A 22,686-nucleotide genomic window follows, 5' to 3' on the forward strand; every position below is an offset into this window, starting at 1 on the left:
AAGCGTTATTATAGTCAACGTTCACTATATAGGATTAGCAATGACCCAGTTAGGCAATGTTACCCCACTATTTCAGGACCTCGCTAAAGTCGAACATGAACACAATCTCGCCTGTCAGGAGTGTTCACTTTATCGTTTATGTCTTCCACTTGGTTTACATAATAACGACTTGATTCAACTCGATAAAATTATCAAACGTAGTCAGAGTTATTCTCGTGGTCAGCCACTATTTAGTACTCAGACGCCATTCAATTCTATCTATGTTGTTCGTTCTGGTTCATTTAAAACAACGGTTTCTGCGGTCGATGGTCGTGAACAGGTGACGGGGTTTTATTTTCCGGGCGAGTTTGTTGGTTTGGATGCTATCTATGAGCAGGCCTATCGTTCTAACGCAAAAGCACTAGAAAGCAGTAGTGTGTGTGAATTACCTTTCGATATACTGCAAGAGTTAGGTACTAACATGCCTCAACTTCAAGTACAGATGATGTCACGTTTGAGTAAAGAGTTGTCTGGTGATAAAAGCTTAATGTTTTTGTTGGGCAAAAAAACCGCCGAAGAAAAATTAGCGACATTTTTATTATCCATCTCTCGCCGTTTCCAGGATCGGGGATTTTCTGCGCGAGAATTTCAATTGAGCATGTCACGTGGTGATATTGCTAATCATCTAGGTTTAGCGGTTGAAACAGTAAGCCGATTATTTTCGCGATTTCAGGATGAAGGCTTAATTGAAATTCATAATAAGTCGATTTCCATACGTGATTCTGAAAAATTGAAAGCATTATGTGGTTAATTTTGGTAAAAAACCGTTAGCAATTGTTTTATTGATCCAGGTCAATGCATTAAGCCCACACCTCCGTAAAATTCGAACCATGTCTTACAGAACATAGTTTGTCCCAGGAGGAAAAAATGAAAAAAACAACATTAGCTGCAGCACTACTCACTACTTTAGGTCTGTCTACTCTCGCTGCGCCTGCGATGGCGTATGAAGCAGGTGACTGGTTAGTCCGTGGTCGTATTATCAATGTTAACCCTAATGATGATAGTGGAACACTCACATTAAATGGTGTTGACCAGGGCACAAAAGGTGTCAGCGTCAACTCTGATACGGTTCCTGAGCTTGATATCACCTATATGCTCCACAAAAACTGGGGTGTGGAATTAATCCTAGGTTATTCCAATCACACTGTTAAAGGCGAAAAATCTTGGTCGGCTTTAGGTGATGTTATTGATACTAAAGTATTACCACCTACATTAACGTTGCAATACCACTTTATGCCTGACTCAACTATTCGTCCTTATGTTGGGGCTGGTATCAACTACACCTATTTCTTTGATGAGGAAGTAGCTGGTAATGTTCTCGACCAGCCTGGTGCGAAAGTGAAACTGGATAGCTCGTGGGGTCTAGCAGCACAAGCTGGTGTTGATGTGGCTTTGAATGATGATTGGTTTGTGAACTTCGACGTGAAATATATTGATATAGATACCACTGCACATTTCAAAAATACTGCAGCGGCGGCTTCAGCAAAAATCGATGCAGATATCGACCCATTTGTTTGGGGTATTGGTATCGGACGTCGCTTCTAAGAATTTTATGTCCTCGTAGTGCTTGGCCCTCTTCGGAGGGCCTTTTTTTTTATCTGCTGATTGGTCTTACTAAACTTCTCAGGTTGATACGTAAAATCAATAGCAAGGCAAAGTAGATAACAGCAGCACCCACGATTAACCCGGACAGATGACTGGCTCGTTGCAAGGCATCCCACATTTCCCATTTTTGGTATATCGGATTCAGGGTGATTAAAAACAGTAATAAGCCTGAATTAGCGATGACTAATTTTAATGTAAACCGTCCCCAGCCATGATTCGGCGAATAAACAGCGCGCTTTCTTAAGCCATAGTAAAGCAGACCAGCATTGAGCATAGCGGATAGGGATGTAGCTAGAGCCAGACCTACATGTTCAAGGTAGATCATCAGAATAATATTCAGCCCCATATTACTTATCATCGCAATGATGCCTATTTTTACAGGGGTTTTTGTATCTTGCCTTGCGTAATAGCCTGGTGCCAGAACTTTGATAAATATAAAAGGCAGCAATCCCAAACCATAAGCCATAAGGCTTAATGATGATTTATATGAGTCCAGCGTTGTAAATTCACCATATTGAAATAAGGTCATTAATAATGGCTGCGCTAAATAAATCAGTCCTATGGCTGCTGGAGTTCCGATAAGGAATACCCAGCGTAATGCCCAGTCGATGGTATCTGAGAATTCTTCTGTGGATTTTGCCGCATGTTTTCTAGACAGACTCGGTAAGATGACGGTGGACAAAGCAATGCCAAAAACGCCTAACGGAAACTCAACAAGCCGATCTGAATAATACAGCCAGGAAATACTGCCGGTAACTAAAAATGACGCGAGTAAGGTATCCAGTAGAAGATTTATCTGCGCGACGGATACACCAAACATCGCCGGTATCATCAGACGAATAATTTTCCTGACGCCCTCACTTCTCCATCCCCATCTTGGTCTGGGTAGTAAGCCAAGTTTTATTAAAAAGGGTAGTTGAAACAGAAACTGTACAAATCCACCTATGAATACACCCCAAGCGAGTCCCGTCACAGGCTCTTCTAGTCTGGGTGATAACCATATCGCTGCAGAAATTAGCGATATATTCAGAAAAACAGGGGTAAATGCAGGAATAGCAAACTTACCAAAACTGTTGAGAATGGAGCCTGCAAGCGCTGTTAATGAGATAAAAAAGATATAAGGAAAGGTGATGGTAAGTAGGCTTGCAGCCAGATCCGCCTTTACTGGATTTTCTATAAAACCTGGTGCGAAAATCATGATGATAACTGGGGAAGCAATCATCCCTACCGCCGTTATCATCGTTAAAATCACAGCTAATGTGCCGCTGGTTTGTGCAATTAGTTGTCGTAATGGCTTATCACCGTGTTCTCTGAACTCTGCAAGAACAGGAATGAAAGCCTGTGAAAAAGCACCTTCTGCAAACAGTCGTCGTAAAAAGTTGGGGATTTTAAAAGCCACAAAGAAAACGTCTGCGCCTAAACCCGCACCAAACATTCTGGCAATGACAATATCTCTTACAAAGCCGAGTATCCGGGATAAAAAAGTCATCACACTAACAACTGCGGTAGACTTGAAGAGTTTTTCGCTCATGTTTTACTCACAACAGGGTTATATCTCGGCTGTACAAGGTTAAATAATGATGTTTAAGCCAATTAAAAGTGTTAATTCTAAGGCTTTTCTAGGGTTATATCTCGTTATAACACTGATTATTTTAGTGTTATGGCTAAGCAGAATGGAGTTCAGTCAACCAGACAGGCGTGATATTCCAGATAATTTGCGAAAATTTCTTATCTCACCGCCAAAGCCGATAGCTCAGTTTGTACTGGAAAATGATAAAAAACAGGTATTAACGAATGTCTCTCTTGATGGGAAATGGAGCTTTCTTTACTTTACACATTTATATTGTCAGCCAGAGTGTGATGTTATTTTAAATGTCATGCAGAACTTGCAAGATTTATTTGCTGGTCATTCAGTACAGTTTTTAGTTATTAATTTTGGTGACGCTAGCGATACTGCCGCCCTACCTTCTAACACTTTGAAAACCTATGGCGGTTCGTCAGAAGTTATCGAATCATTTACTAAAAGCTTTGATTTTTTATATCTGGAGCCTGAAGAGTATGAACATACCTTAAAAGTTGAACAACAACATTATATTTACCTTATTGATCCACAAGGTCGTGCCTATGCTGTATTTAAGCCACCTTTTACTTCTTTAGAAATCCAAAAAATTTTTTTTCTGTTGCGTGATTTTTATGCCCGTAGCGAGTAACTGGTATCGGCTAAGGCATCAGAAAAGGTTTTTGCCAGCTGTTCCAGCGTTGCCGTTCTTCGGAAGCTGGGACGCCAGACTAAGCCTATCTCGCGCGTTGCTTGTTCCTTATCAGCAGCTAATGGCACAAGACTGATATCTGAATGAATAACCATATCTGAATTTATAGCCATATCCGGAATAAGCGTAATTCCTAATCCGCTGGCAACCATTTCAATCAATGTGTATAGACTTGTAGCCTGCACACTTTTACGTTGTGCTGATGCCGGTAGCTGGCAGGCACTTAATGCGTGCTCACGTAAACAATGTCCTTCAGCTAATAGCAACAGCTCGTTCGTTGGTAACTCATCTGCCCTTAACTTATCCTTACCTGCTAGTGGATGATTGTGAGGCAGTGCAATCCAGAATGGTTCTTTTGCAAACTCTCTATGTGTCAAACCTCGAGTATTGTATGGAAATGCTAATACGGCGACATCTATGCTACCTGTCTCTAATTGATCTAAAAGACGTTCAGACTGGTCTTCAATCAGGACTATTTCAAGTTCGGGCAATTGTTTTCTAACGGTTGGTAACACTTTAGGCAATAAAAACGGACTGATAGTTGGAATAATCCCGATTTGAATACGACCTGATAATGGGTTTTTCTCTGATAAAGCAAGGTCAACGAGGTCTTCACTTAAAGACAAAATCTTTTGTGCCCTGCTGGCAATCTCTTCACCGATCGGCGTTGGTAGTACTTTTCGGTTTGTCCTTTCCAATAATGAAACTTCTAGCAACTGCTCTAAATCCTGAATACCAGCACTGAGTGTTGATTGCGTGACAAAACATTTATCGGCGGCATGACCGAAGTGTTTCTCTTCCACCACTGCAGTTAAATATTGTAATTGTCTCAACGTTGGTAGTCGCATAATCGATATTTCCGTTTATTATGTTTATATTGATTTATAACATAAATGCTATCTGTACTAAACTAATCTCTAACCTTATGACTTGATATATCCCCAATAGTTTTATTTTTGTTTATCCTGACAAGTATCAGGATTTGATTGAGCGTAAAGGTGTGAATTTTGTTAAGATTTATTTACTTATAACAATCATATTTTAATATCACTTACTCGGAGTTTTAGAATGAAGAAATGGCAGTGTCTTGTCTGTGGTTTTATTTACGATGAAGCTGAAGGATTGCCTGAAGAAGGAATTGCACCTGGTACAGCTTGGGAAGATATTCCAGAAGATTGGGAATGCCCTGAATGTGGTGTCGGTAAAGACGATTTTGAAATGGTAGAAATCTAGAAAATTCATTGAAGTTAAAGCTTCTCTGCGACCAGATCATGAAAGAGATATTCTTCTATTCATTCTTTCGATGTTTTAATTGATACCTCATTATAGATAGTCATGATTTTTCCGTATTCAGAAATAACCATTTGGTCGTAAAGTTTACTTGTGCTTTCACATCTGACCCTTTCCCATTTCCGCAATATTAGCTCTGCTTCCCTATCACCCTCGGAAGGTATTAACTTAATTCTTGGAGAAAATGGATCAGGTAAAACAAGTATTCTTGAGGCACTACATTTACTCGCCTTGGGTCGTTCTTTTCGCTCTCGACATTTAAAAAATATTGTTCAACTTGAATGTTCTCAATTTACGGTTTTTGCACGTTCCTCTGAAATGACGCCAGTTGGATTATTATTCGATATCCAATCAGGACTGCAAATTCGCTTGAATAATGCACCCTTAAAAAAGTTATCAGATCTGGCGGTAAATACCCCTCTTCAATTTATTTCTGCAAACTGTCATCAGTTTTTTGAATTAGGTCCAAAATTCCGTCGCAAAATGATTGATTGGGGTGTGTTCCACGTGGAACATAAATTTAATTATCATTGGCAAACATATAAAAAAGCGTTACTACAAAAGAACGCAGCCTTGAAAAATAAAAAACCTAAAAATGAAATAGAACTGTGGAATCAATATTTGCTTAAACATGGTCTTGCAATCACAGAGTACCGTCAGGCCTATTTAGAAAAAATGCTTGGTATTTTTGAACCGCTTTTTCATAAACTCTGTCCATCACTGAGTATGTGTAAATTCACTGTCAGATATAACAGAGGTTGGAATAAAGAAAAATCTTTAGCTGAAGTTCTGGATGAAAATTACGACCGTGATCGGATAATGGGCTATAGCCGTAATGGACCGCATTCTGCTGATTGGACATTACGTATTAACGATGCTTCTGCTGAAGAAATGCTTTCTAGAGGACAGCAAAAATTATTTTATTTGGGTCTGTGTATGGCGCAAATAATTATTTTGCTAAATGAAAAAGATGTCAAAAATACCATCTTACTTATTGATGACTTGAGTTCAGAACTCGATTGGAACCACCAAAAAACAGTGATAGATACACTTAGAAATCTACCTGTCCAGAGTTTTATAACCAGTACGAATAACGAACTTGCAACATTAATAAATAAGGAAAATGAAAAAGTGTTCCACGTGAAACATGGTGAAATGACAGACTCATAATGAGACTGTCAACATATCTATATAAGTAGTAGAATAGAAGGTTATTCAGCACATCCTCCTTCTGGCCAGGAATAGTTTGATTATGACAACGGAAAAAAACAACAACACATACGATTCTACAAATATAAAAGTTCTTAAAGGACTTGATGCAGTTAGAAAAAGACCTGGCATGTACATCGGTGATACTGATGATGGTACTGGTTTGCATCATATGGTTTTTGAAGTTTTAGATAATGCAATTGACGAAGCATTAGCTGGTCATTGTAGTGAGATCCAGGTTCGAATTCACCCAGATGATTCCGTATCAGTAATTGATAATGGACGTGGTATTCCTGTCGATATTCATGAAGAAGAAGGTGTTTCAGCTGCAGAAGTTATCATGACGGTACTCCATGCGGGGGGTAAATTTGATGATAACTCATACAAAGTTTCAGGTGGTTTGCACGGTGTAGGCGTATCAGTCGTTAATGCTTTATCGAAAAAATTAGCGATGGAAATTCATCGTAATGATCGAGTGTACAAACAAACCTATACTCATGGTGTACCGGATGCCCCATTAACAGATGTTTCTGATACAGACATCACAGGGACAAAAATTCAGTTCTGGCCAAGCGAAGAAACCTTTACTAATGTTACGTTTGATTACAACATTCTTGCAAAACGTATCCGTGAACTCGCCTTCCTAAACTCTGGTGTCAAAATCGTTTTGACCGATGAGCGTAATGAGAAAACAGAAACGTTTTTTTATGAAGGTGGTATCACCGCATTCGTTCAGCATTTGAATAAAAATAAAGATCTCATACATGAAAACATCATCAAGATTTCAGGTATGCGTGATGATGTAACAGTTGAACTATCGATGCAGTGGAATGACTCCTATCAGGAAAATATCTACTGCTTTACAAACAATATTCCACAACGTGATGGCGGTACCCATTTAGCTGGTTTTCGTGCTGCTCTGACAAGAACCTTAAATCAATATATTGAAAGTGAAGGGTTAGCGAAAAAATCTAAAGTCACTACTAGCGGTGATGATGCCCGTGAAGGCTTAACAGCGGTTTTATCTGTTAAAGTGCCTGATCCAAAATTCAGCTCACAAACTAAAGATAAATTGGTTTCGTCAGAAGTAAGAACAATTGTCGAATCTTATGTGAATGAGTTCTTCCATGATTTCTTGATTGAAAATCCAACAGATGCGAAGTTGATTGCTAATAAAATGATTGACGCGGCTCGGGCAAGGGATGCAGCAAGAAAAGCTAGAGAATTAACTAGAAGAAAAGGTGTTCTGGATATTGCTGGTCTTCCTGGTAAATTAGCCGATTGTCAGGAAAGAGACCCTGCCCTTTCTGAGCTATTTTTAGTGGAAGGGGACTCAGCGGGTGGTAGTGCTAAACAAGGCCGTGATCGCCGTACACAGGCTATATTACCGCTGAAAGGAAAAATTCTTAACGTAGAAAGAGCACGTTTCGACAAGATGATCAGCTCTGCAGAAGTAGGAACATTAATTACTGCTCTAGGCTGCGGAATTGGTCGTGATGAATATGATCCTGAAAAGCTCAGATATCACCATATCATTATTATGACGGATGCTGACGTTGACGGCTCCCATATTCGTACACTTCTTTTAACATTCTTTTATCGTCAAATGCCTGAGTTAATAGAGCGTGGTCATGTTTATATCGCACAACCACCTTTATATAAAATTAAAAAAGGTAAACAAGAACGTTACGTAAAAGATGATGCGGAGATGGAGCGTTATCTGACAGAAGTAGCGTTAACGAATGCAAAACTGTATCCGGCTGAAACTGCTCAAGCAATCGAAGGCACAGCTCTGGGCTTATTAGTTACGGAATATCAAACGGTCAATTCAATCATTGGTAGATTGTCTAATCACTATTACCCTGCTTTCCTGGATAAATTAGTGTATCAGCCACAAATTCCAGATATGAATGACGATGCAGCGATTAATGAATGGTTAGCCAATATCGAAGTTGCTTTAAACAAAGGCCTGCCAACAGGTACACAATTTAAATTGAGTATCAAACGTCAGGAAAATGATCCGGTCGGTATGATTAATATCAGTTATAGCAGACATGGCATCAGCACAGATTATCATGTGCCTGGTGAATTCTTTGATAGTACCGAATACCAGAAAATCCTTGCATTTTCCAATAAAATCAATGGTTTATTTGGTGACGGTGCCCGCGTTGAACGTGGTGATAGACAACAAGATGTCAGTTATTTCTCACAAGCAGTCAATTGGTTATTAGCTGAAGCCAGACGAGGACAACATGTTCAACGCTATAAAGGTCTGGGAGAGATGAATCCAGATCAATTGTGGGAAACTACAATGGATAAGAGTAAGCGACGCCTGCTGCAGGTGAGAATTAATGATGCTATCGCGGCCGATGAAACATTTAACACGCTAATGGGTGATAATGTTGAACCGCGTAGAGAGTTTATTGAAACACATGCATTACAGGTATCAAATCTGGATATCTAAATCCAGGAATCTTTCCTGATTAAACAAGTCATACAGCCGGTAGGTTGTGTGACTTTTTTATGCATAAAAAGAATGTGAAGGAAAATGTATGTCTGAAACTGAAAATCAGTATGACCTGGTACAGCGGATCTTGCATTGGCTAATCGCTGTAGCGATATTAGCGATGATAGCGATTGGACTTTATATGGTTCAGCTTCCCAAAGAATGGGAACTGCCGCCTGGCCAGGAAAGTGTACGAGCATTTTGGTTTCTGTTGCACAAGTCACTTGGTATAAGTGTCGCTGCTCTTATTGTATTGCGCGTAGCATGGCGATTGGCACATAAAGCACCACAACTGCCCTCTTATATTCCTTCGTGGCAACAGCGGCTTTCTGGCGGCGTTCATGGGCTCTTGTATGTATTGATGATTACGATGCCATTAACAGGTTACCTACAGTCAATGTATAGCAAATACGATACAAAGTTGTGGGGGATGGTTTTACCGAGGTTAGCCGAAGCAGATCCTGACATGAGAGAATATTTTAGTGAAATACATGAGGTCTTGGCATTTACCTTAATCGCCGTATTGCTGATTCACATCGGTGCAGCGATAAAACATCGGATAAATGGGAATGACATTAATCAGCGAATGTCTTTGTTTGCCAGGAAATGATTGACGGATATATTTATAAAAAAGGCCCTTTTAAGGGCCTTTTTTATATAGCGAGTAAAGCTTAGTGAAGTTTGATCTTAGGGTGCACACTGCGTCTGAATATGTGTGATAAAGACAACATCGCGACACGGAACATTCCAAATAATGCAACTTGATGCATCTTATACAGAGACAGGTACATAATACGGGCCATAAAGCCCTCAATCATCATACTGCCTTTACTGAGATTACCCATGAGATTACCAACAGTGCTGTACTTGCCAAGAGAAACCAGCGAACCATAATCATGGTATTCAAACTCAGGAGGGACTTTGCCTGCCATACGGTTGCGTATTGACTTATAAACAACGGATGCCATCTGATGGGCCGCTTGTGCGCGAGGTGGGACATTTTCATCATGTCCTTGCCATTTACAAGCACAGCAATCACCAATCGCATAAATATCATCATCGAGCGTTGTTTGTAGCGTTTGTCTGACGACAAGCTGATTCATCCAGTTTGTTTCAAGGCCAGCTATATCTTTCAGGAACTCAGGTGCTTTAATACCAGCTGCCCAGACTTTTATTGATGCGGGAATAGTTTTACCGCTCTCTGTGAATATAGCTTTATCGTTAACTTCAACAACACGCTCACCAGTAAGCACATCAACCCCAAGTTTTGTCAGTTCATTAGTGGTTGCGTCTGATAAGTTTTCAGGTAAGCCTGGTAAAACACGGGTTGCGGCTTCAATGATGCTAATTTTCACATCATGCGGTTGCACCTCATCAAGACCATAAGCCGTTAATAGGTGAGAAACCTCGTGTAACTGAGCACTTAGCTCGATACCTGTGGCGCCGGCGCCTACAATCGCGATATTCAGCTGCCCTTCGTCGAGAGGTTTACCTTGTGTATGGGCACGTAGATAAGCCTCTAATAATTTATTCTGGAAAGACTCAGCTTGTTTCGTGGTATCCAGAAATAAACAATGATCTTTTACACCTTTTATCCCAAAGTCATGGCTGACGCTTCCAACAGATATCACAAGATAATCATATTCAAATTCACGACGAGGAATAATTTCAACACCATCTTGGTTGATAGTCGGTGCAAGAGATATTGTTTTACGGTTTCTGTCGAGCCCATCCATTTTTCCTAGACGGAAACGGAAACCGCTAGCATTTGCCTGACTCAGGTATTCAATTTCGTCTTCATGAGAATCCAGTGTACCTGCTGCAACTTCATGAAGAAGCGGTTTCCAGATGTGTGTGTGCGTATTATCGACAAGCGTGATTTCAGCCTTGCCCCTTTTACCCAGTTTTTTGCCGAGTTTAGTGACTAATTCAAGGCCACCCGCTCCACCACCGACAACCACAATTTTTGGAATACTGTTAGACATTCGCAAAGGCTCCAATCTGACGCAAAATTACAATGAGTTATCGATTTTAACGTAAAAAACCCTATAAAACCTATCTTATTTTTACTATATCCGTTTAGTCTGGCAAAATTTACATCTTAAATTATTCATAGAGAAATGAAATGCAAGCAAGGCCTGAAAAACCTCGTCTGGCTTGGGCTGTTACTGGCTCAGGACATTACCTGAAAGAGTGTCTGGAAATTGTCCGGGAATTAGACGATGTGGACTTGTTCTATAGTCGTGCAGGCGAAGAGGTCGTCAGAATGTATGGTTATGACCCAAAATCTCTCGTACCTGAAGGGCGCGTATATCGTGATAGAGCGGCTAGTGCGCCACCTGTCGGTCTGTTCTATCGAGGTGACTACCATAGTTTGGTCGTAGCACCTGCCACATCAAATACAGTGGCTAAAATGGTATTAGGCATTTCTGATACCTTAGTGACAAACATTTTTGCTCAGGCCGGTAAGTGCCAAATCCCAAGTATCGTATTGGCTTGCGATAGCGAGCCTGAAATTGATACGCCAGCCCCAGATAGAATCGTTCGTGTTTGGCCACGCAGAATTGATCTTGAGCACACAAAAAAGCTAAAAACCTTCGAAGCAACGACAGTGGTAGATGATGCTGATCAACTGTTTGCTGCTTTAAAAACGCGTCTGACAGAGGTGGGCTGAGCCCAGCATGTCTGAAAAAATACTGTTTCTTACCGGCAAACTGGCAGAGCCCAGTGTGCACAAAGTGTTGCAAGAAATGGCTCCCCTTCCGTTTGAATATCATGTACATCAGATAGGTGTGTCAGTGGCAGCATTGATGACAGATAAGATGATAGGCCGACGACTCAAGCCTGAAGATTATGAAGGTTTTGATCAAATCATCGTGCCTGGTCGATGTCGAGGAGATTTAGAGACGTTGAGTCAGGAACTGGGCATTAAGATAACGCGTGGCCCAGACGAAATAAAAGACTTACCGATGCAGTTTGGTAAAGCACGTAAAAAGCCAGATCTGAGTCAATATGCAGTCAAAATATTTGCTGAAATCGTCGATGCGCCTGAACGCTCTATCGAAAGTTTGTTAGATCGTGCACGTTATTACGCCAGTCAAGGGGCTGATGTTATTGATATTGGCTGCTTGCCGGAAGAAAAATTTCCATTGATGGAAGAAGCAATTTCTGCTCTACATGGTGAAGGTTTTAAAGTAAGTGTGGACTCACTATCACTTGATGATTTGCAGCGTGCAGCCGGCGCTGGTGCCGACTATTTGCTGAGCCTGACAGAAAAAACCATCGACCTTGCTAAAGAAACGGATGCAATTCCTATTCTAGTTCCAGCTGAGTCTGGATCGCTTGCCTCACTAGAACGGGCCATGGAAGCTATGGATAAAATTGGCAAGCCATGGGTGGCAGATCCGATTCTGGATCCTATTCATTTTGGCTTAACTGATTCTATAGTGCGTTACCATGAATTACGCAGGAAATACCCTGATGCACCTATCATGATGGGTGTGGGTAATCTGACAGAATTAACTGATGCTGATACCACGGGGATCAATGCCATGTTGTTCGGCATGATCTCTGAGTTAAATATTAACTGTGTATTAGCCACAGAAGTTAGTCCTCATGCACGTCGGGCTATTCGTGAAGCGGATGTGGCCAGACGAATGATGTATGCGGCTAAACAAGATAATAGTTTGCCAAGAGATTTTACGGGTGACTTGCTGGTATCACACGAACGACGCCCATTTACAGATACGGCTGATGAAATTCATGCATTAGCCGAAACGATCCGTGACCCAAACTACCGGATAAAAGTCGCAAAAGAAGGCATTTTTATGTTCAATCGTGACGGTATCGTGCAAGATATTGATCCGTTTGAGTTCTATCCTCATCTAAAAGTTGAGAACGATCCCGGTCATGCGTTTTATCTTGGTGTTGAACTGGCCCGGGCCGAAGTAGCCTGGCAACTGGGTAAGCGTTATACCCAAGATGAAGACCTGCAGTGGGGTTGTGCGGTTGATCAGGCTGAAGAAGATTTAACAGAGCAAAAGGTGGAAGGTACCACCATGAAAAAAACCAAGAAAGAACGTATCTGCGGTACGGCTGATGCAGTCGATACTCCGCGAGACAATATGAAAAAAGTAGTGCGTGATGAACAAACCCCAAAAGTAAAAAAACCACGTACAGCCTGTGGTACGGCAGAACCCAAGAAAAAGAAAAAAGGAGCGCCCTAGTGGCACGGCTAAAAGCAAAGATTCATGAAGTTATTGTCACCACAAAAAATGCAGATGGCTCGGCACATCATGCACCAATGGGTATTAGTGAAGTAAATGGTTACTTTCAAATAAAGCCATTTAAACCATCAACAACTTATAATAATTTAATGCGTCATCGCGCCTGTAGTATTAATTACACGGATGATGTACGCGTGTATGCAGGGGCATTAACAGGGCACCGCCAGTGGCCAGCTTCATCATGTAAAAAGATAGATGGACTCTATTTAACAGATGCGCTAAGCCACAGTGAAATTACAGTTCAGGATGTTGATGACGATGACCCGCGCGCCTGTTTTTATGGCGTTGTTGTGCATGAACAGCAACATGGTTTATTTCGTGGTTATAACCGTGCACAAAGCGCTGTGATTGAAGCCGCGATACTGGTCAGTCGTTTATCGATGTTGCCAGAACAAAAAATTCGCGATGAAATTAACTATTTAACCATCGGTATGGAAAAAACCGCAGGTGAACGCGAGTGGGAAGCGTGGGGCTGGTTAATGGAAAAGGTTAAACAAGCAGGTATCAATGTCGAATAAAACAAAATGGCTTGCCAGTGTGCAATCGTTGGAAGAAGCGCAAAACCTGAACGATTGCCTGCCAGATATTCTTGATATGAAACAGCCGTCACATGGTGCATTGGGGGCTTTACCTCTTGATGTGGTGGAAGACATCGTTAATTGGGCGTCTGGACGTTGTTTAACCAGCGCGACGATTGGTGATTTGCCTATGCAGCTCGAAGCTATTGAGCCAGCTATTATGAAGATGGCTGGAACGGGTGTGGATTATGTAAAAATAGGCTTATTCGGTGGTGATGAACAAGCTGCTTGCCTGCATGCATTAACGCCAGTTATCCAAAAACTTAACACGCCAGTGATTGCTGTGCTGTTTGCAGATCGTGATTACGAAACAGATGTAATAACACAGGTATTAAAAGCAGGTTTTAGTGGTGTGATGATTGATACCGCAGAAAAAAATGGCCGTTCTTTATTGGATTTATGGTCAGTTGATGCACTGACAGAATTTGTAAACACAGTGAAAAACGCACAAAGCTTGTGCGGCTTGGCAGGCGCCTTGCGCATTGAGGATATTGCCAGCTTGCGCGAATTACAACCTGACTATCTGGGCTTTCGCAGTGCCCTCTGTCCTGATCGTAAACGAAATGAATCGCTTTCAGTCACCTTAGCCAAAACCGTTGCATCAGCATTAGATTAAACTGCGAAACACCACGCTTATTGGCAGGATGCCAAAGTAATAAACATTTATTAAATCGCAAGGAGGCAAACATGCAACTTATAAAGTGTTATATCACTGTTGTTTTAATTTTCACCCTGCTTAGTCTTAATGGGCCAATTCATGCTGCTCAGACTATGCCACCCGTGCAACTGGCCAGTGTGTATAAGCCAGACACGGCCGAGCCTGTATCGGCCTATCTCGTCAGTGAAAAATTCGATGGTGTACGGGCTATCTGGACAGGTAAACAACTCCTGACCCGTAGCGGCAATATTATCAATGCCCCAGACTGGTTTACTGCTCCCCTTCCTGATGTGTGGCTGGATGGTGAGTTGTGGACTAAACATCAAGACTTTGCACGGCTCAGTGGCATCATCAGAACACAAATACCGGATGATGAAGCTTGGCAAAAAGTGAGCTATCGGGTATTCGATATGCCTGATCCTGAACTGCCTTTTGAGAAACGTTATCAAAACTACACAAGCTTAATCACAAAACTAAATCTGCCACATATTAAACCTGTTAAACAATATCGGCTGGCAAGCAATACGGCTTTACAAGACCTGTTACAAGATAAGATAGAACAAGGCGCAGAAGGTCTGATTTTACATCTGGCCTCAGCTAAACATCAGGGCGGAAGAACGCAGGCTTTATTAAAATTTAAACCTTACGAAGATGCCGAAGCCACCGTTATTGCTCACTTGCCTGGCAAAGGTAAATACACTAATCAGCTAGGTGCATTACGTGTTAAAAATCAGCAAGGCCAAGTCTTTTCGATCGGTAGTGGTTTATCAGATCAAGACCGTATTAACCCACCTCCCATTGGCAGCGTGATCACCTATCGTTATCAGGGTTTTACTAAAACCGGCTTACCTCGGTTTGCCCGGTTTCTACGTGTCCGAGAGACCGCTCTGGATTAAATCTGTTTCTGTTTAAGGTGTTTGAGTTTTTAGTTTCTTCACAGCAGTACAAGCTCAACCAGATATGGTTAAGCTTGATATAACTGCTAGGCCATATGCACGGTTTTTTTCACCAGAAAAGCCACAATAGGTCTAACAATAAGAATACAAATAAAGGCGGCAGGCATCGCAATTTTATAAGCATTCATAGCATCACTGATGTAGTGCGAAGAAAACCCCTGATTAACGCCAGTAATAATTAAGCACATCAACATGGCCATAATTCCTGCCATATAAAGCGCAAAAACATACGATGTGAGTTTTACGGGTAATTTTTTTGTATTCACTAACTAACTCCTCTTAAGCGATGTGAGAAGTTTAGTCTTGCTATTGTTAAGTTTGTAGCCCATATAAACTAATTATATTATTAAGCTAAGCTTATTAATTTTTTATTGTTGTTTTTGGGAAAGTACAAATGGACACAATGCGTGGAGTTGAGAGTTTTGTCAGATCTGTTGAGCTGGGAAGTCTGGCCGCAGCATCGAGAAGACTTGGCATCAGTGCCGCAGCCGTCAGCCAGAATATTGCACGTCTAGAGTCAGCACTTGGAACACGATTGTTGACCAGAACAACAAGAAGTTTGGCATTAACCGATACAGGTGAGGTGTATTACCAGCGTGTTAAGGGTTTATTACAGGAGATGGAGTTGGCAGCTGAGGCTGTTTCATTTGTAGAAGGTAAGGTATCTGGAAAGCTGAAAATAGCCTGCTCAGCAGCATTTGCACGACATGTTTTGGCTCCCCTGCTTCCGGCATTTTATGAACAGTATCCGGAGCTGAGTATAGAACTTATTGCCAGTGACAGACATGTTGATCATCGACAGGAGGGTATTGATGTCAGCATCAGAATACGTGAGCAGTTAGATGAACGTCTGGTGGCGAACAGGCTCACCACGGTTCCACTGGTTTACTGTGCTTCACCGGCGTATCTGGATAAAAACGGTATCCCGGATTCTATCGCTGAATTACGTCAGCATAGATGTTTGCTATTTAAGATACCTGTTGATGAAAAAATTGTGGGATGGTCTTTTTTACGGCATGGACAACGCTTTCAGCCTGAAGTAAGAACAGCCATGGTGTGTGATGATATCGATATGCTAGCGAATATCACTCTTGCAGGAGGTGGTATCGCCAGAATTGCTGCTTTTGTTGTGACTCAACATGTGGCAGAAGGCAGGCTTATTCCTTTATTTGAGGAGGGAAGTCATTCAGAGCTTCATGGTGAGCCAGAGCCATTAGACTATTATTTTTGTGTGGCTGATCGTTTTGCTAAAACACTAAAAGTACGGGTTTTTCAAGACTTTTTGCATCAGAACTTACCCACGAATTGGGTATAAAAAATGGAGTAGAGTTAACCCTACTCCATGTATTATTTACGCTGCTTGCCGCTGGCGTAACTCTCTGGCTGCTTCTACCATTGCTTCTAACGCGGGTTTCACTTCTGCCCATTGGCGAGTTTTCAGGCCACAGTCAGGGTTAACCCATAAGCGTTCAGCCGGAATACGCTGAGCAGCTTTTTCCATCAAGCTTTTCATATATTCGACTTCTGGAATATTCGGCGTATGGATGTCATACACACCAGGGCCGATCTCATTGGGATAGGCAAATGCATTGAATACGTCCAGTAGTTCCATATCAGAGCGTGAGGTTTCAATGGTGATGACGTCAGCATCCATCGCAGCAATTGATTCAATGATGTCGTTAAACTCGGAATAGCACATATGGGTATGGATTTGCGTTTCATTCGCTACACCATTGGCGGTGATACGGAAACAACGCACGGCCCAATCAAGGTAGTTCTGCCATTCAGCACGACGCAGAGGTAATCCTTCACGTAATGCCGCTTCGTCGATTTGAATAATTGTAACGCCGGATTGTTCCAGATCTTCCACTTCATCGCGAATAGCCAGTGCCAGTTGTAGACAGGTCTCTGAACGAGGCTGATCATCACGTACAAATGACCAGTTCAGCATGGTGACTGGTCCGGTTAACATACCTTTTACAGGCTTACTGGTCAGTGATTGAGCGTAGTTAATCCAGTCGACCGTCATGGCATTTGGACGAGCAATATCACCAAAGATGATCGGGGGTTTTACACAACGTGATCCGTAAGATTGCACCCAGCCAAAACGACTAAAGATATAACCGTCAAGTTGTTCACCAAAGTATTCAACCATATCATTTCGTTCTGCTTCGCCATGCACCAACACATCCAGTCCTACTTTTTCCTGTTCTTCAATCGCCAGTTGTATTTGTTCATGCATCTTGGCTTGATAAGCAGTAAAGTCCAGCTCACCTTTACGGAATAATTGCCGTGTTTGGCGAATATCTGTGGTTTGTGGAAATGAGCCAATGGTTGTGGTGGGATACAAGGGTAAGTTGGCCCTAGCACGTTGTAATTTGGCGCGTTCAACATAAGGTTTCTGACGGTTTGCCATGCTCTCGGTCACCGAGAGAACACGTTGTTGAATATCGCTGCGATGAACTCGTGTAGAGCGTTGACGGTTAACAATGGATTTGGCATTTGCAGCTAGTTCACTTGTAACAGCATCACGGCCTTGATTCAGTGCGGTGGCGACAATGGCCAGTTCATCAAGCTTCTGTACAGCAAATGCCAGCCAATCTTTCACTTCAGTATCCAAGTCTGTTTCGCTGTTTAAATCTACTGGTACATGCAACAGGGAACAGGATGGTGCCAACCACAGACGTTGCTGAAGGCGCACATAAACAGGCTCAAGCCAGTCCAGTGTGTTGTTTAGGTCGGTCTTCCAGATATTTCTGCCATTGATAATGCCAAGGGATAACACTTTATGCGGTGGCAACCAGTCGACTACTTTAATGACTTCATCTTGTGCATTAATGGCGTCAATATGTAGTCCTGCCGTTGGTAACTCACAGGCAAGTTGCAGATTTTCTTTCAGGCTGCCGAAATAGGTGGTCAGCAATACTTTAACCGGTGCTTTGTTCAAAGCAAAATAGGTCTGGTTAAGAGCATGCTTCCACTTCTTATCGAGCTCCGTAACGAGGATCGGTTCATCGATTTGAACCCACTCAATATCTTCTTCTGCCAATAGATTTAATAGATATTCATACACAGCTAAGAGTTTAGGTAGCAGGTCAAGTTTGTTGCTGTCATCTTTGCTTTTACCTAACCATAAATAGCTGACGGGGCCGAGTAAAACCGGTTTAGTGTTGACGCCCTGTTGTTTTGCTTCACGCACATATGACAATAAGCGCGCTGCATGCAATTCAAACGTCGTGTCTGCCTCAAATTCAGGGACGAGGTAGTGATAGTTGGTATCGAACCATTTGGTCATTTCTGCAGCTGCTACAGGCGTTTGTTCAACAGTTTTACTGGTCTGACCACGAGCAGCTTGAAAGTATTGATCCAGCTCGGAGAGTTCACTTTGCGAACGTCGTGGCAAGTTTCCTACCAGCAAACTGGTATCCAGTACATGGTCGTAAAATGAAAAGTCACCGACGGGGCTGAAATCCAGTTTTTTTTGACTATTCCAGTGTTGTTTTCTTAACTCAGCAGCCTGGCTTTCCAGATCAACCAGGCTTATCTCGCCACGCCAGTAGGCTTCCAAAGCAAATTTTAATTCACGCTTTTTCCCAATACGGGGGAAACCCAGATTATGTGTTTTTACCATTTTGTGCTCCTTTACAAATATCGGGCCATTGTAAAGTTGCTAAACAATAAGGAATAATGATATTTATTTCTTAATCTATAAGAATATTTCATACATGATTGAGCTAACGCATTTAAAAATTATTCAGGCACTGGCAGAGCATGGCAGTCTGACGGCAGCGGCGAATGCCTTATATGTAACGCAGCCAGCATTGACGCACCAAATTCGCTATCTGGAACAGAAGTTAGAGATACGTTTATGGGAAAGACAGGGACGAAAGTTAAGATTGACCCAGGCTGGTCAGCTGCTATTAAGAACGGCCAGGCAGCTCCTCCCAGTAATAGAGCAAGCAGAAAATACATTACAAGCGATGGCTGATGGGAAGCAGGGAATTTTAAAGATAGGTGTTGAGTGTCACCCTTGCTATGAGTGGCTTAAGGCAATATTAGCTGACTACCTGGTGGCTATGCCTAAGATGGACGTGGATATTGTGCATAAGTTTCAGTTTTCAGGCTTGGAAGGACTGCTAAATCACCATATTGATTGTTTAGTAACACCTGATAAGGTTGAACACAAAGACTTGTATTACACGCCGTTATTTGAATATGAGCTGGTGTTATTGGTAGCAAATACTCACTCTTTATCTAAGCAGGCATATATTGAACCTGAAGCATTAGAGTCTGAGTTATTAATGACCTTTCCGGTGCCACATGAGCGCTTGGATATTTATACTCAGTTTCTACTGCCAGCCAATGTAAAACCACAGCATAAAACCATGGAGTCATTGGACATTATGGTTCAGATGGCGAGTTTGAACCGTGGGGTGACAGTTTTACCAGACTGGTTGGCTAAACAATATTGCCAGGAAATTCCTGCATCTACCGTTAGATTAGGACAGCGAGGTGTGATGAAAACCTTATTCGCAGCAATGCGAGATGGTGAAATGTCAGTGCCCTATATGGCGACTTTTTTAGAAATGGGGCAGAAGAAAGGGGCTCTATGAGTCGAGCAAGCGGAATAACATTTCCCGGATGGTGTTAGGTTCAAAAGGTTTATTAAGAATGGCTGAAACGCCTGCCTGTTCGACCTGACCTAGGCGGGCTTCATTATTCTCAGTGGTTAAGATCATGATTGGAATAGCTTCGTTGCCCATATCATTTCTGATGTACTGCACCAATTCATGACCATCCATTTCGGGCATATTCAGATCGGTGACAATCAGGTCATAGTGATTTTGATTTATTTTATCGAGCGCCAGCCGACCGTTTTCAGCATCGTCAATATGTTGAATGCCCATCGTACTGAAAATACGCATAATGTGATTACGTGAGGTCAGACTATCGTCAACGACCAATAAGCTCAACTCGCTTACATCATAGCTTTCAAGTGCAATTTCTTCTGGATCAATAATATCAAGCGTGGCCCTGATGGCCCGTTGTAAGTCTTTATGATCAAAGGGTTTGGGTAAAATTGCGATGACACCGGCCTGACGAACCGGTTCCAGTGCTGCATGCCCTTTTTCACTGGATATCAGCATATATGACACATTTAGCTGGGGATGTTCATGTAGTACAGTTTCAATTAGCTCATTAGCCGTCATATCAGGTAGATACATGGCTGTAATGACCAGATCCGGTGGATATTTACTAATCAGTTCTAAAGCTTCTTTACCACTGCTGGCACCATCAATTTTATGAACGCCTTCTTCGTTCAAATGACGCATAATAAGTTTTAGCTGCATGGCTGAAGGTTCAACCAGCAGAATGGATAAATCGTTAGCTGTAAGTAAGGCCATAGGCTTAGTTTCTTACCAGGTCATTTTCGACTTCGATACGTGTTTGTTGGCTTGTCAGAACTTCAATAATGCTTAGGGCAAAATCCATCGCGGTACCAGGTCCTTTTGAAGTAATTATTTTGTCATCGATGACAACAGTTTGATCAATGAGTGATATCTCAGGCCAATCTTCTTGCTTCAATACGCCTGGATAACAGGTAGCACGGTGTTGATTAAGTATCTTTGCATTTGCTAATACCAACGGTGCAGCACAAATTGCGGCAATGTATTGATTAGCATTTAACTGTTTTTGTAATAAGGTCTTTATGCGGGCATCTTGCTTAAGATTGTTCGTACCGGGCTGCCCACCCGGTAGAACTACCATATCAAACGCCGCTTCTTTGACATCATCTATCAGGCTATCAGCAGCTAACACAATTTGTCTGCTACCTGTGACCTGATGACGCTGGGTCAGGCTAGCTGTCACTACATTGATCCCTGCTCTCCTCAGTAAGTCGATAACGGTGACCGCTTCAATCTCTTCAAAGCCTTCGGCGAGAGGAACCAATACAGTTGACATAAGCTACCCTTTATTTTTTAAGGATGGTCATTCCTTTTAACAAATTAAGAGCTTGTGATAATGCATAATCAGAGACTTCAAGCGGTTGCTCTTTGTCTTTATCCGCTTTGTTCTGATCAGCATTGGCTTTTTCTTCTTCGTCACCATTGACCAGATGATGAGCCAGATCACGTTCTCTTAACGGTGTGAAATCCGCATCTTCAATAGCTGAAATATGCACGGGTTTCAGTTCGATATCCGGAACAATACCTTCAGCTTGGATAGAGCGACCTGAAGGTGTGTAATAACGGGCTGTTGTCATCTTAACAGCGGTGTCATTAGTAAGAGGCATTACCGTCTGCACAGAGCCTTTACCAAAGGTTTTTGTACCCATAATGACCGCACGATCATGATCCTGTAAGGCACCAGCTACAATTTCAGAAGCAGATGCTGAACCACCATTAACCAGAACAACTAATGGAGCACCTTTCAGCATATCGTCAGGCGTGGCATGGAATTTCTGATCTGAGTCTGGAATACGACCTTCAGTGTATACAATAAGTCCTTTTTCTATAAATGCATCAGAGACTTCAACTGCCGCATCCAACACACCACCAGGGTTGTTACGAAGATCCAGAACCAATCCGTTTAGTGTGCCACCATTTTCTTTTTTCAGTTCAGAGATAGCTTCTCTTAAGCTTTCACCGGTCCGTGACTGGAATGTTGAAATACGGACATAGCCGTAACCTGGTTCCAGCATTTTCTTCTTAACACTCTCGACTTTGATGATGGCGCGAGTGACATTAATTTTTAACGGTGTATCTTCACCTTCACGAATGATGGTAAGCATAAGATCGGTGCCGGGTTTACCGCGCATGATCTCTACAGCGTCATTTAAGGTCATCCCTTTTACAGGTGTGTCATCAAGACGAATAATAAGGTCACCTGGTTTGACGCCAGCTTTTGCAGCAGGCGTATCGTCAATCGGTGTGACGACTTTAACAAAGCCATCTTCCATGCTGACTTCAATACCTAGTCCGCCAAATTCACCAGAGGTTCCTTCTCGCAGTTCTTTGAACTGTTCTTTATCCAGATAGGTAGAGTGAGGATCCAGTCCGGAAAGCATGCCGCGAATGGCATTTTCCAGTAACTGTTTATCTTCAACGGGTTCTACATAACTACTTTTAATTCTGCCAAAAATCTCAGAAAAAGTACGTAAATCTTCAAGGGGTAGGTCTGGTTTAGTTGCATCCTTGTCAGCAAAAACCATTTGGCCAAATACAAGGGTGGCGCCTAAGATTACACCACTGGTAATTAAGCCGAAATCACGTTTAAAAAAACTCATA

Annotated in this window: 22 protein-coding genes; 14 read left to right on the forward strand and 8 right to left on the reverse strand. The window is 42.1% G+C overall.

The window, feature by feature from the left end:
- The first annotated feature begins 40 nt into the window (after positions 1 to 40).
- Positions 41 to 790 (forward strand): fumarate/nitrate reduction transcriptional regulator Fnr, encoded by a 750-nt coding sequence (fnr, locus tag BM232_RS04430; protein ID WP_091711975.1) that lies wholly within the window; start codon positions 41 to 43, stop codon positions 788 to 790.
- A 116-nt stretch (positions 791 to 906) separates the two neighbouring features.
- Positions 907 to 1,584: an OmpW/AlkL family protein gene (locus tag BM232_RS04435; RefSeq protein ID WP_091711976.1), complete on the forward strand. Its 678-nt coding sequence runs from the start codon at positions 907 to 909 to the stop codon at positions 1,582 to 1,584.
- Between the two features lie 49 nt (positions 1,585 to 1,633).
- On the opposite strand, the gene murJ is transcribed toward BM232_RS04435, so the two are convergent.
- Positions 1,634 to 3,175 carry a murein biosynthesis integral membrane protein MurJ gene (gene murJ, locus BM232_RS04440; protein WP_091711977.1) on the reverse strand — a complete coding sequence of 514 codons (1,542 nt, stop codon included), beginning with the start codon at positions 3,173 to 3,175 and terminating at the stop codon, positions 1,634 to 1,636.
- Between the two features lie 46 nt (positions 3,176 to 3,221).
- Between murJ and BM232_RS04445 the strand changes: the two genes are divergently transcribed.
- On the forward strand, positions 3,222 to 3,854 hold the full coding sequence (locus tag BM232_RS04445; protein ID WP_245752811.1) for an SCO family protein: 633 nt from the start codon (positions 3,222 to 3,224) through the stop codon (positions 3,852 to 3,854).
- Here BM232_RS04445 and BM232_RS04450 read toward each other — a convergent pair.
- On the reverse strand, positions 3,836 to 4,762 hold the full coding sequence (locus BM232_RS04450) for a hydrogen peroxide-inducible genes activator (protein WP_091711978.1): 927 nt from the start codon (positions 4,760 to 4,762) through the stop codon (positions 3,836 to 3,838). The two genes, BM232_RS04445 and BM232_RS04450, sit on opposite strands and share 19 nt — an antisense overlap.
- A 220-nt stretch (positions 4,763 to 4,982) precedes the next feature.
- Between BM232_RS04450 and rd the strand changes: the two genes are divergently transcribed.
- The 4 genes from rd (at position 4,983) to BM232_RS04470 (ending at position 9,529) form a co-directional block, all read left to right on the forward strand.
- A complete protein-coding gene (gene rd, locus BM232_RS04455) occupies positions 4,983 to 5,147 on the forward strand; it encodes a rubredoxin (RefSeq protein ID WP_091711979.1) in 165 nt (54 codons plus the stop codon).
- 150 nt (positions 5,148 to 5,297) lie between these two features.
- Positions 5,298 to 6,374 (forward strand): DNA replication/repair protein RecF, encoded by a 1,077-nt coding sequence (gene recF / locus BM232_RS04460; protein WP_091711980.1) that lies wholly within the window; start codon positions 5,298 to 5,300, stop codon positions 6,372 to 6,374.
- Positions 6,375 to 6,456: 82 nt separating this feature from the next.
- Positions 6,457 to 8,877: a DNA topoisomerase (ATP-hydrolyzing) subunit B gene (gyrB, locus tag BM232_RS04465; protein ID WP_091711981.1), complete on the forward strand. Its 2,421-nt coding sequence runs from the start codon at positions 6,457 to 6,459 to the stop codon at positions 8,875 to 8,877.
- A gap of 88 nt (positions 8,878 to 8,965) precedes the next feature.
- The gene (locus BM232_RS04470) at positions 8,966 to 9,529 is read left to right on the forward strand and encodes a cytochrome b (RefSeq protein WP_091711982.1); all 564 of its coding nucleotides are present in this window, start codon (positions 8,966 to 8,968) and stop codon (positions 9,527 to 9,529) included.
- 61 nt (positions 9,530 to 9,590) lie between these two features.
- Here the strand turns inward: BM232_RS04470 and BM232_RS04475 are convergent, their stop codons facing one another.
- The gene (locus tag BM232_RS04475) at positions 9,591 to 10,904 is read right to left on the reverse strand and encodes an NAD(P)/FAD-dependent oxidoreductase (protein ID WP_091711983.1); all 1,314 of its coding nucleotides are present in this window, start codon (positions 10,902 to 10,904) and stop codon (positions 9,591 to 9,593) included.
- A gap of 140 nt (positions 10,905 to 11,044) precedes the next feature.
- Here BM232_RS04475 and BM232_RS04480 point away from each other — a divergent pair, with 140 nt between their 5' ends.
- From BM232_RS04480 to BM232_RS04500, 5 genes are all read left to right on the forward strand, one after another.
- Positions 11,045 to 11,593 (forward strand): flavoprotein, encoded by a 549-nt coding sequence (locus tag BM232_RS04480; protein ID WP_091711984.1) that lies wholly within the window; start codon positions 11,045 to 11,047, stop codon positions 11,591 to 11,593.
- Between the two features lie 7 nt (positions 11,594 to 11,600).
- The gene (locus BM232_RS04485) at positions 11,601 to 13,145 is read left to right on the forward strand and encodes a DUF6513 domain-containing protein (RefSeq protein WP_091711985.1); all 1,545 of its coding nucleotides are present in this window, start codon (positions 11,601 to 11,603) and stop codon (positions 13,143 to 13,145) included.
- The gene (locus tag BM232_RS04490) at positions 13,145 to 13,723 is read left to right on the forward strand and encodes a DUF447 domain-containing protein (RefSeq protein ID WP_091711986.1); all 579 of its coding nucleotides are present in this window, start codon (positions 13,145 to 13,147) and stop codon (positions 13,721 to 13,723) included. The genes BM232_RS04485 and BM232_RS04490 overlap by 1 nt, the downstream gene beginning before the upstream one ends.
- A complete protein-coding gene (locus BM232_RS04495) occupies positions 13,713 to 14,399 on the forward strand; it encodes a (5-formylfuran-3-yl)methyl phosphate synthase (protein WP_091711987.1) in 687 nt (228 codons plus the stop codon). The genes BM232_RS04490 and BM232_RS04495 overlap by 11 nt, the downstream gene beginning before the upstream one ends.
- Positions 14,400 to 14,470: 71 nt before the next feature.
- Positions 14,471 to 15,337, forward strand: coding sequence for a DNA ligase (locus BM232_RS04500; RefSeq protein ID WP_091711988.1), 867 nt, complete (start codon positions 14,471 to 14,473; stop codon positions 15,335 to 15,337).
- 86 nt (positions 15,338 to 15,423) lie between these two features.
- Here BM232_RS04500 and BM232_RS04505 read toward each other — a convergent pair whose 3' ends face one another.
- Complete coding sequence (locus tag BM232_RS04505) at positions 15,424 to 15,663, reverse strand: DUF2798 domain-containing protein (protein WP_218153296.1); 240 nt, start codon at positions 15,661 to 15,663, stop codon at positions 15,424 to 15,426.
- Between the two features lie 128 nt (positions 15,664 to 15,791).
- On the opposite strand from BM232_RS04505, the gene BM232_RS04510 reads away from it, so the two are divergent.
- Complete coding sequence (locus tag BM232_RS04510; RefSeq protein WP_091711989.1) at positions 15,792 to 16,712, forward strand: LysR family transcriptional regulator; 921 nt, start codon at positions 15,792 to 15,794, stop codon at positions 16,710 to 16,712.
- A 36-nt stretch (positions 16,713 to 16,748) separates the two neighbouring features.
- Here BM232_RS04510 and metE read toward each other — a convergent pair whose 3' ends face one another.
- The gene (gene metE, locus BM232_RS04515) at positions 16,749 to 19,028 is read right to left on the reverse strand and encodes a 5-methyltetrahydropteroyltriglutamate--homocysteine S-methyltransferase (protein WP_091711990.1); all 2,280 of its coding nucleotides are present in this window, start codon (positions 19,026 to 19,028) and stop codon (positions 16,749 to 16,751) included.
- Between the two features lie 94 nt (positions 19,029 to 19,122).
- Here metE and BM232_RS04520 point away from each other — a divergent pair, with 94 nt between their 5' ends.
- Positions 19,123 to 20,010, forward strand: a complete 888-nt coding sequence (locus BM232_RS04520) for a LysR family transcriptional regulator (RefSeq protein ID WP_091711991.1) — start codon at positions 19,123 to 19,125, stop codon at positions 20,008 to 20,010.
- On the opposite strand, the gene BM232_RS04525 is transcribed toward BM232_RS04520, so the two are convergent.
- From BM232_RS04525 to BM232_RS04535, 3 genes are read right to left on the reverse strand one after another with little or no spacing between them, the layout of a single operon-like run.
- The gene (locus tag BM232_RS04525) at positions 20,005 to 20,802 is read right to left on the reverse strand and encodes a response regulator transcription factor (protein WP_091711992.1); all 798 of its coding nucleotides are present in this window, start codon (positions 20,800 to 20,802) and stop codon (positions 20,005 to 20,007) included. The genes BM232_RS04520 and BM232_RS04525 overlap by 6 nt on opposite strands.
- Before the next feature lie 4 nt (positions 20,803 to 20,806).
- Complete coding sequence (locus BM232_RS04530) at positions 20,807 to 21,361, reverse strand: DJ-1 family glyoxalase III (protein ID WP_091711993.1); 555 nt, start codon at positions 21,359 to 21,361, stop codon at positions 20,807 to 20,809.
- A gap of 10 nt (positions 21,362 to 21,371) precedes the next feature.
- Positions 21,372 to 22,685, reverse strand: coding sequence for a S41 family peptidase (locus tag BM232_RS04535; RefSeq protein WP_091711994.1), 1,314 nt, complete (start codon positions 22,683 to 22,685; stop codon positions 21,372 to 21,374).
- Position 22,686 lies beyond the last annotated feature (1 nt).

Source organism: Methylophaga sulfidovorans (assembly GCF_900114205.1).
Classification (GTDB): domain Bacteria; phylum Pseudomonadota; class Gammaproteobacteria; order Nitrosococcales; family Methylophagaceae; genus Methylophaga; species Methylophaga sulfidovorans.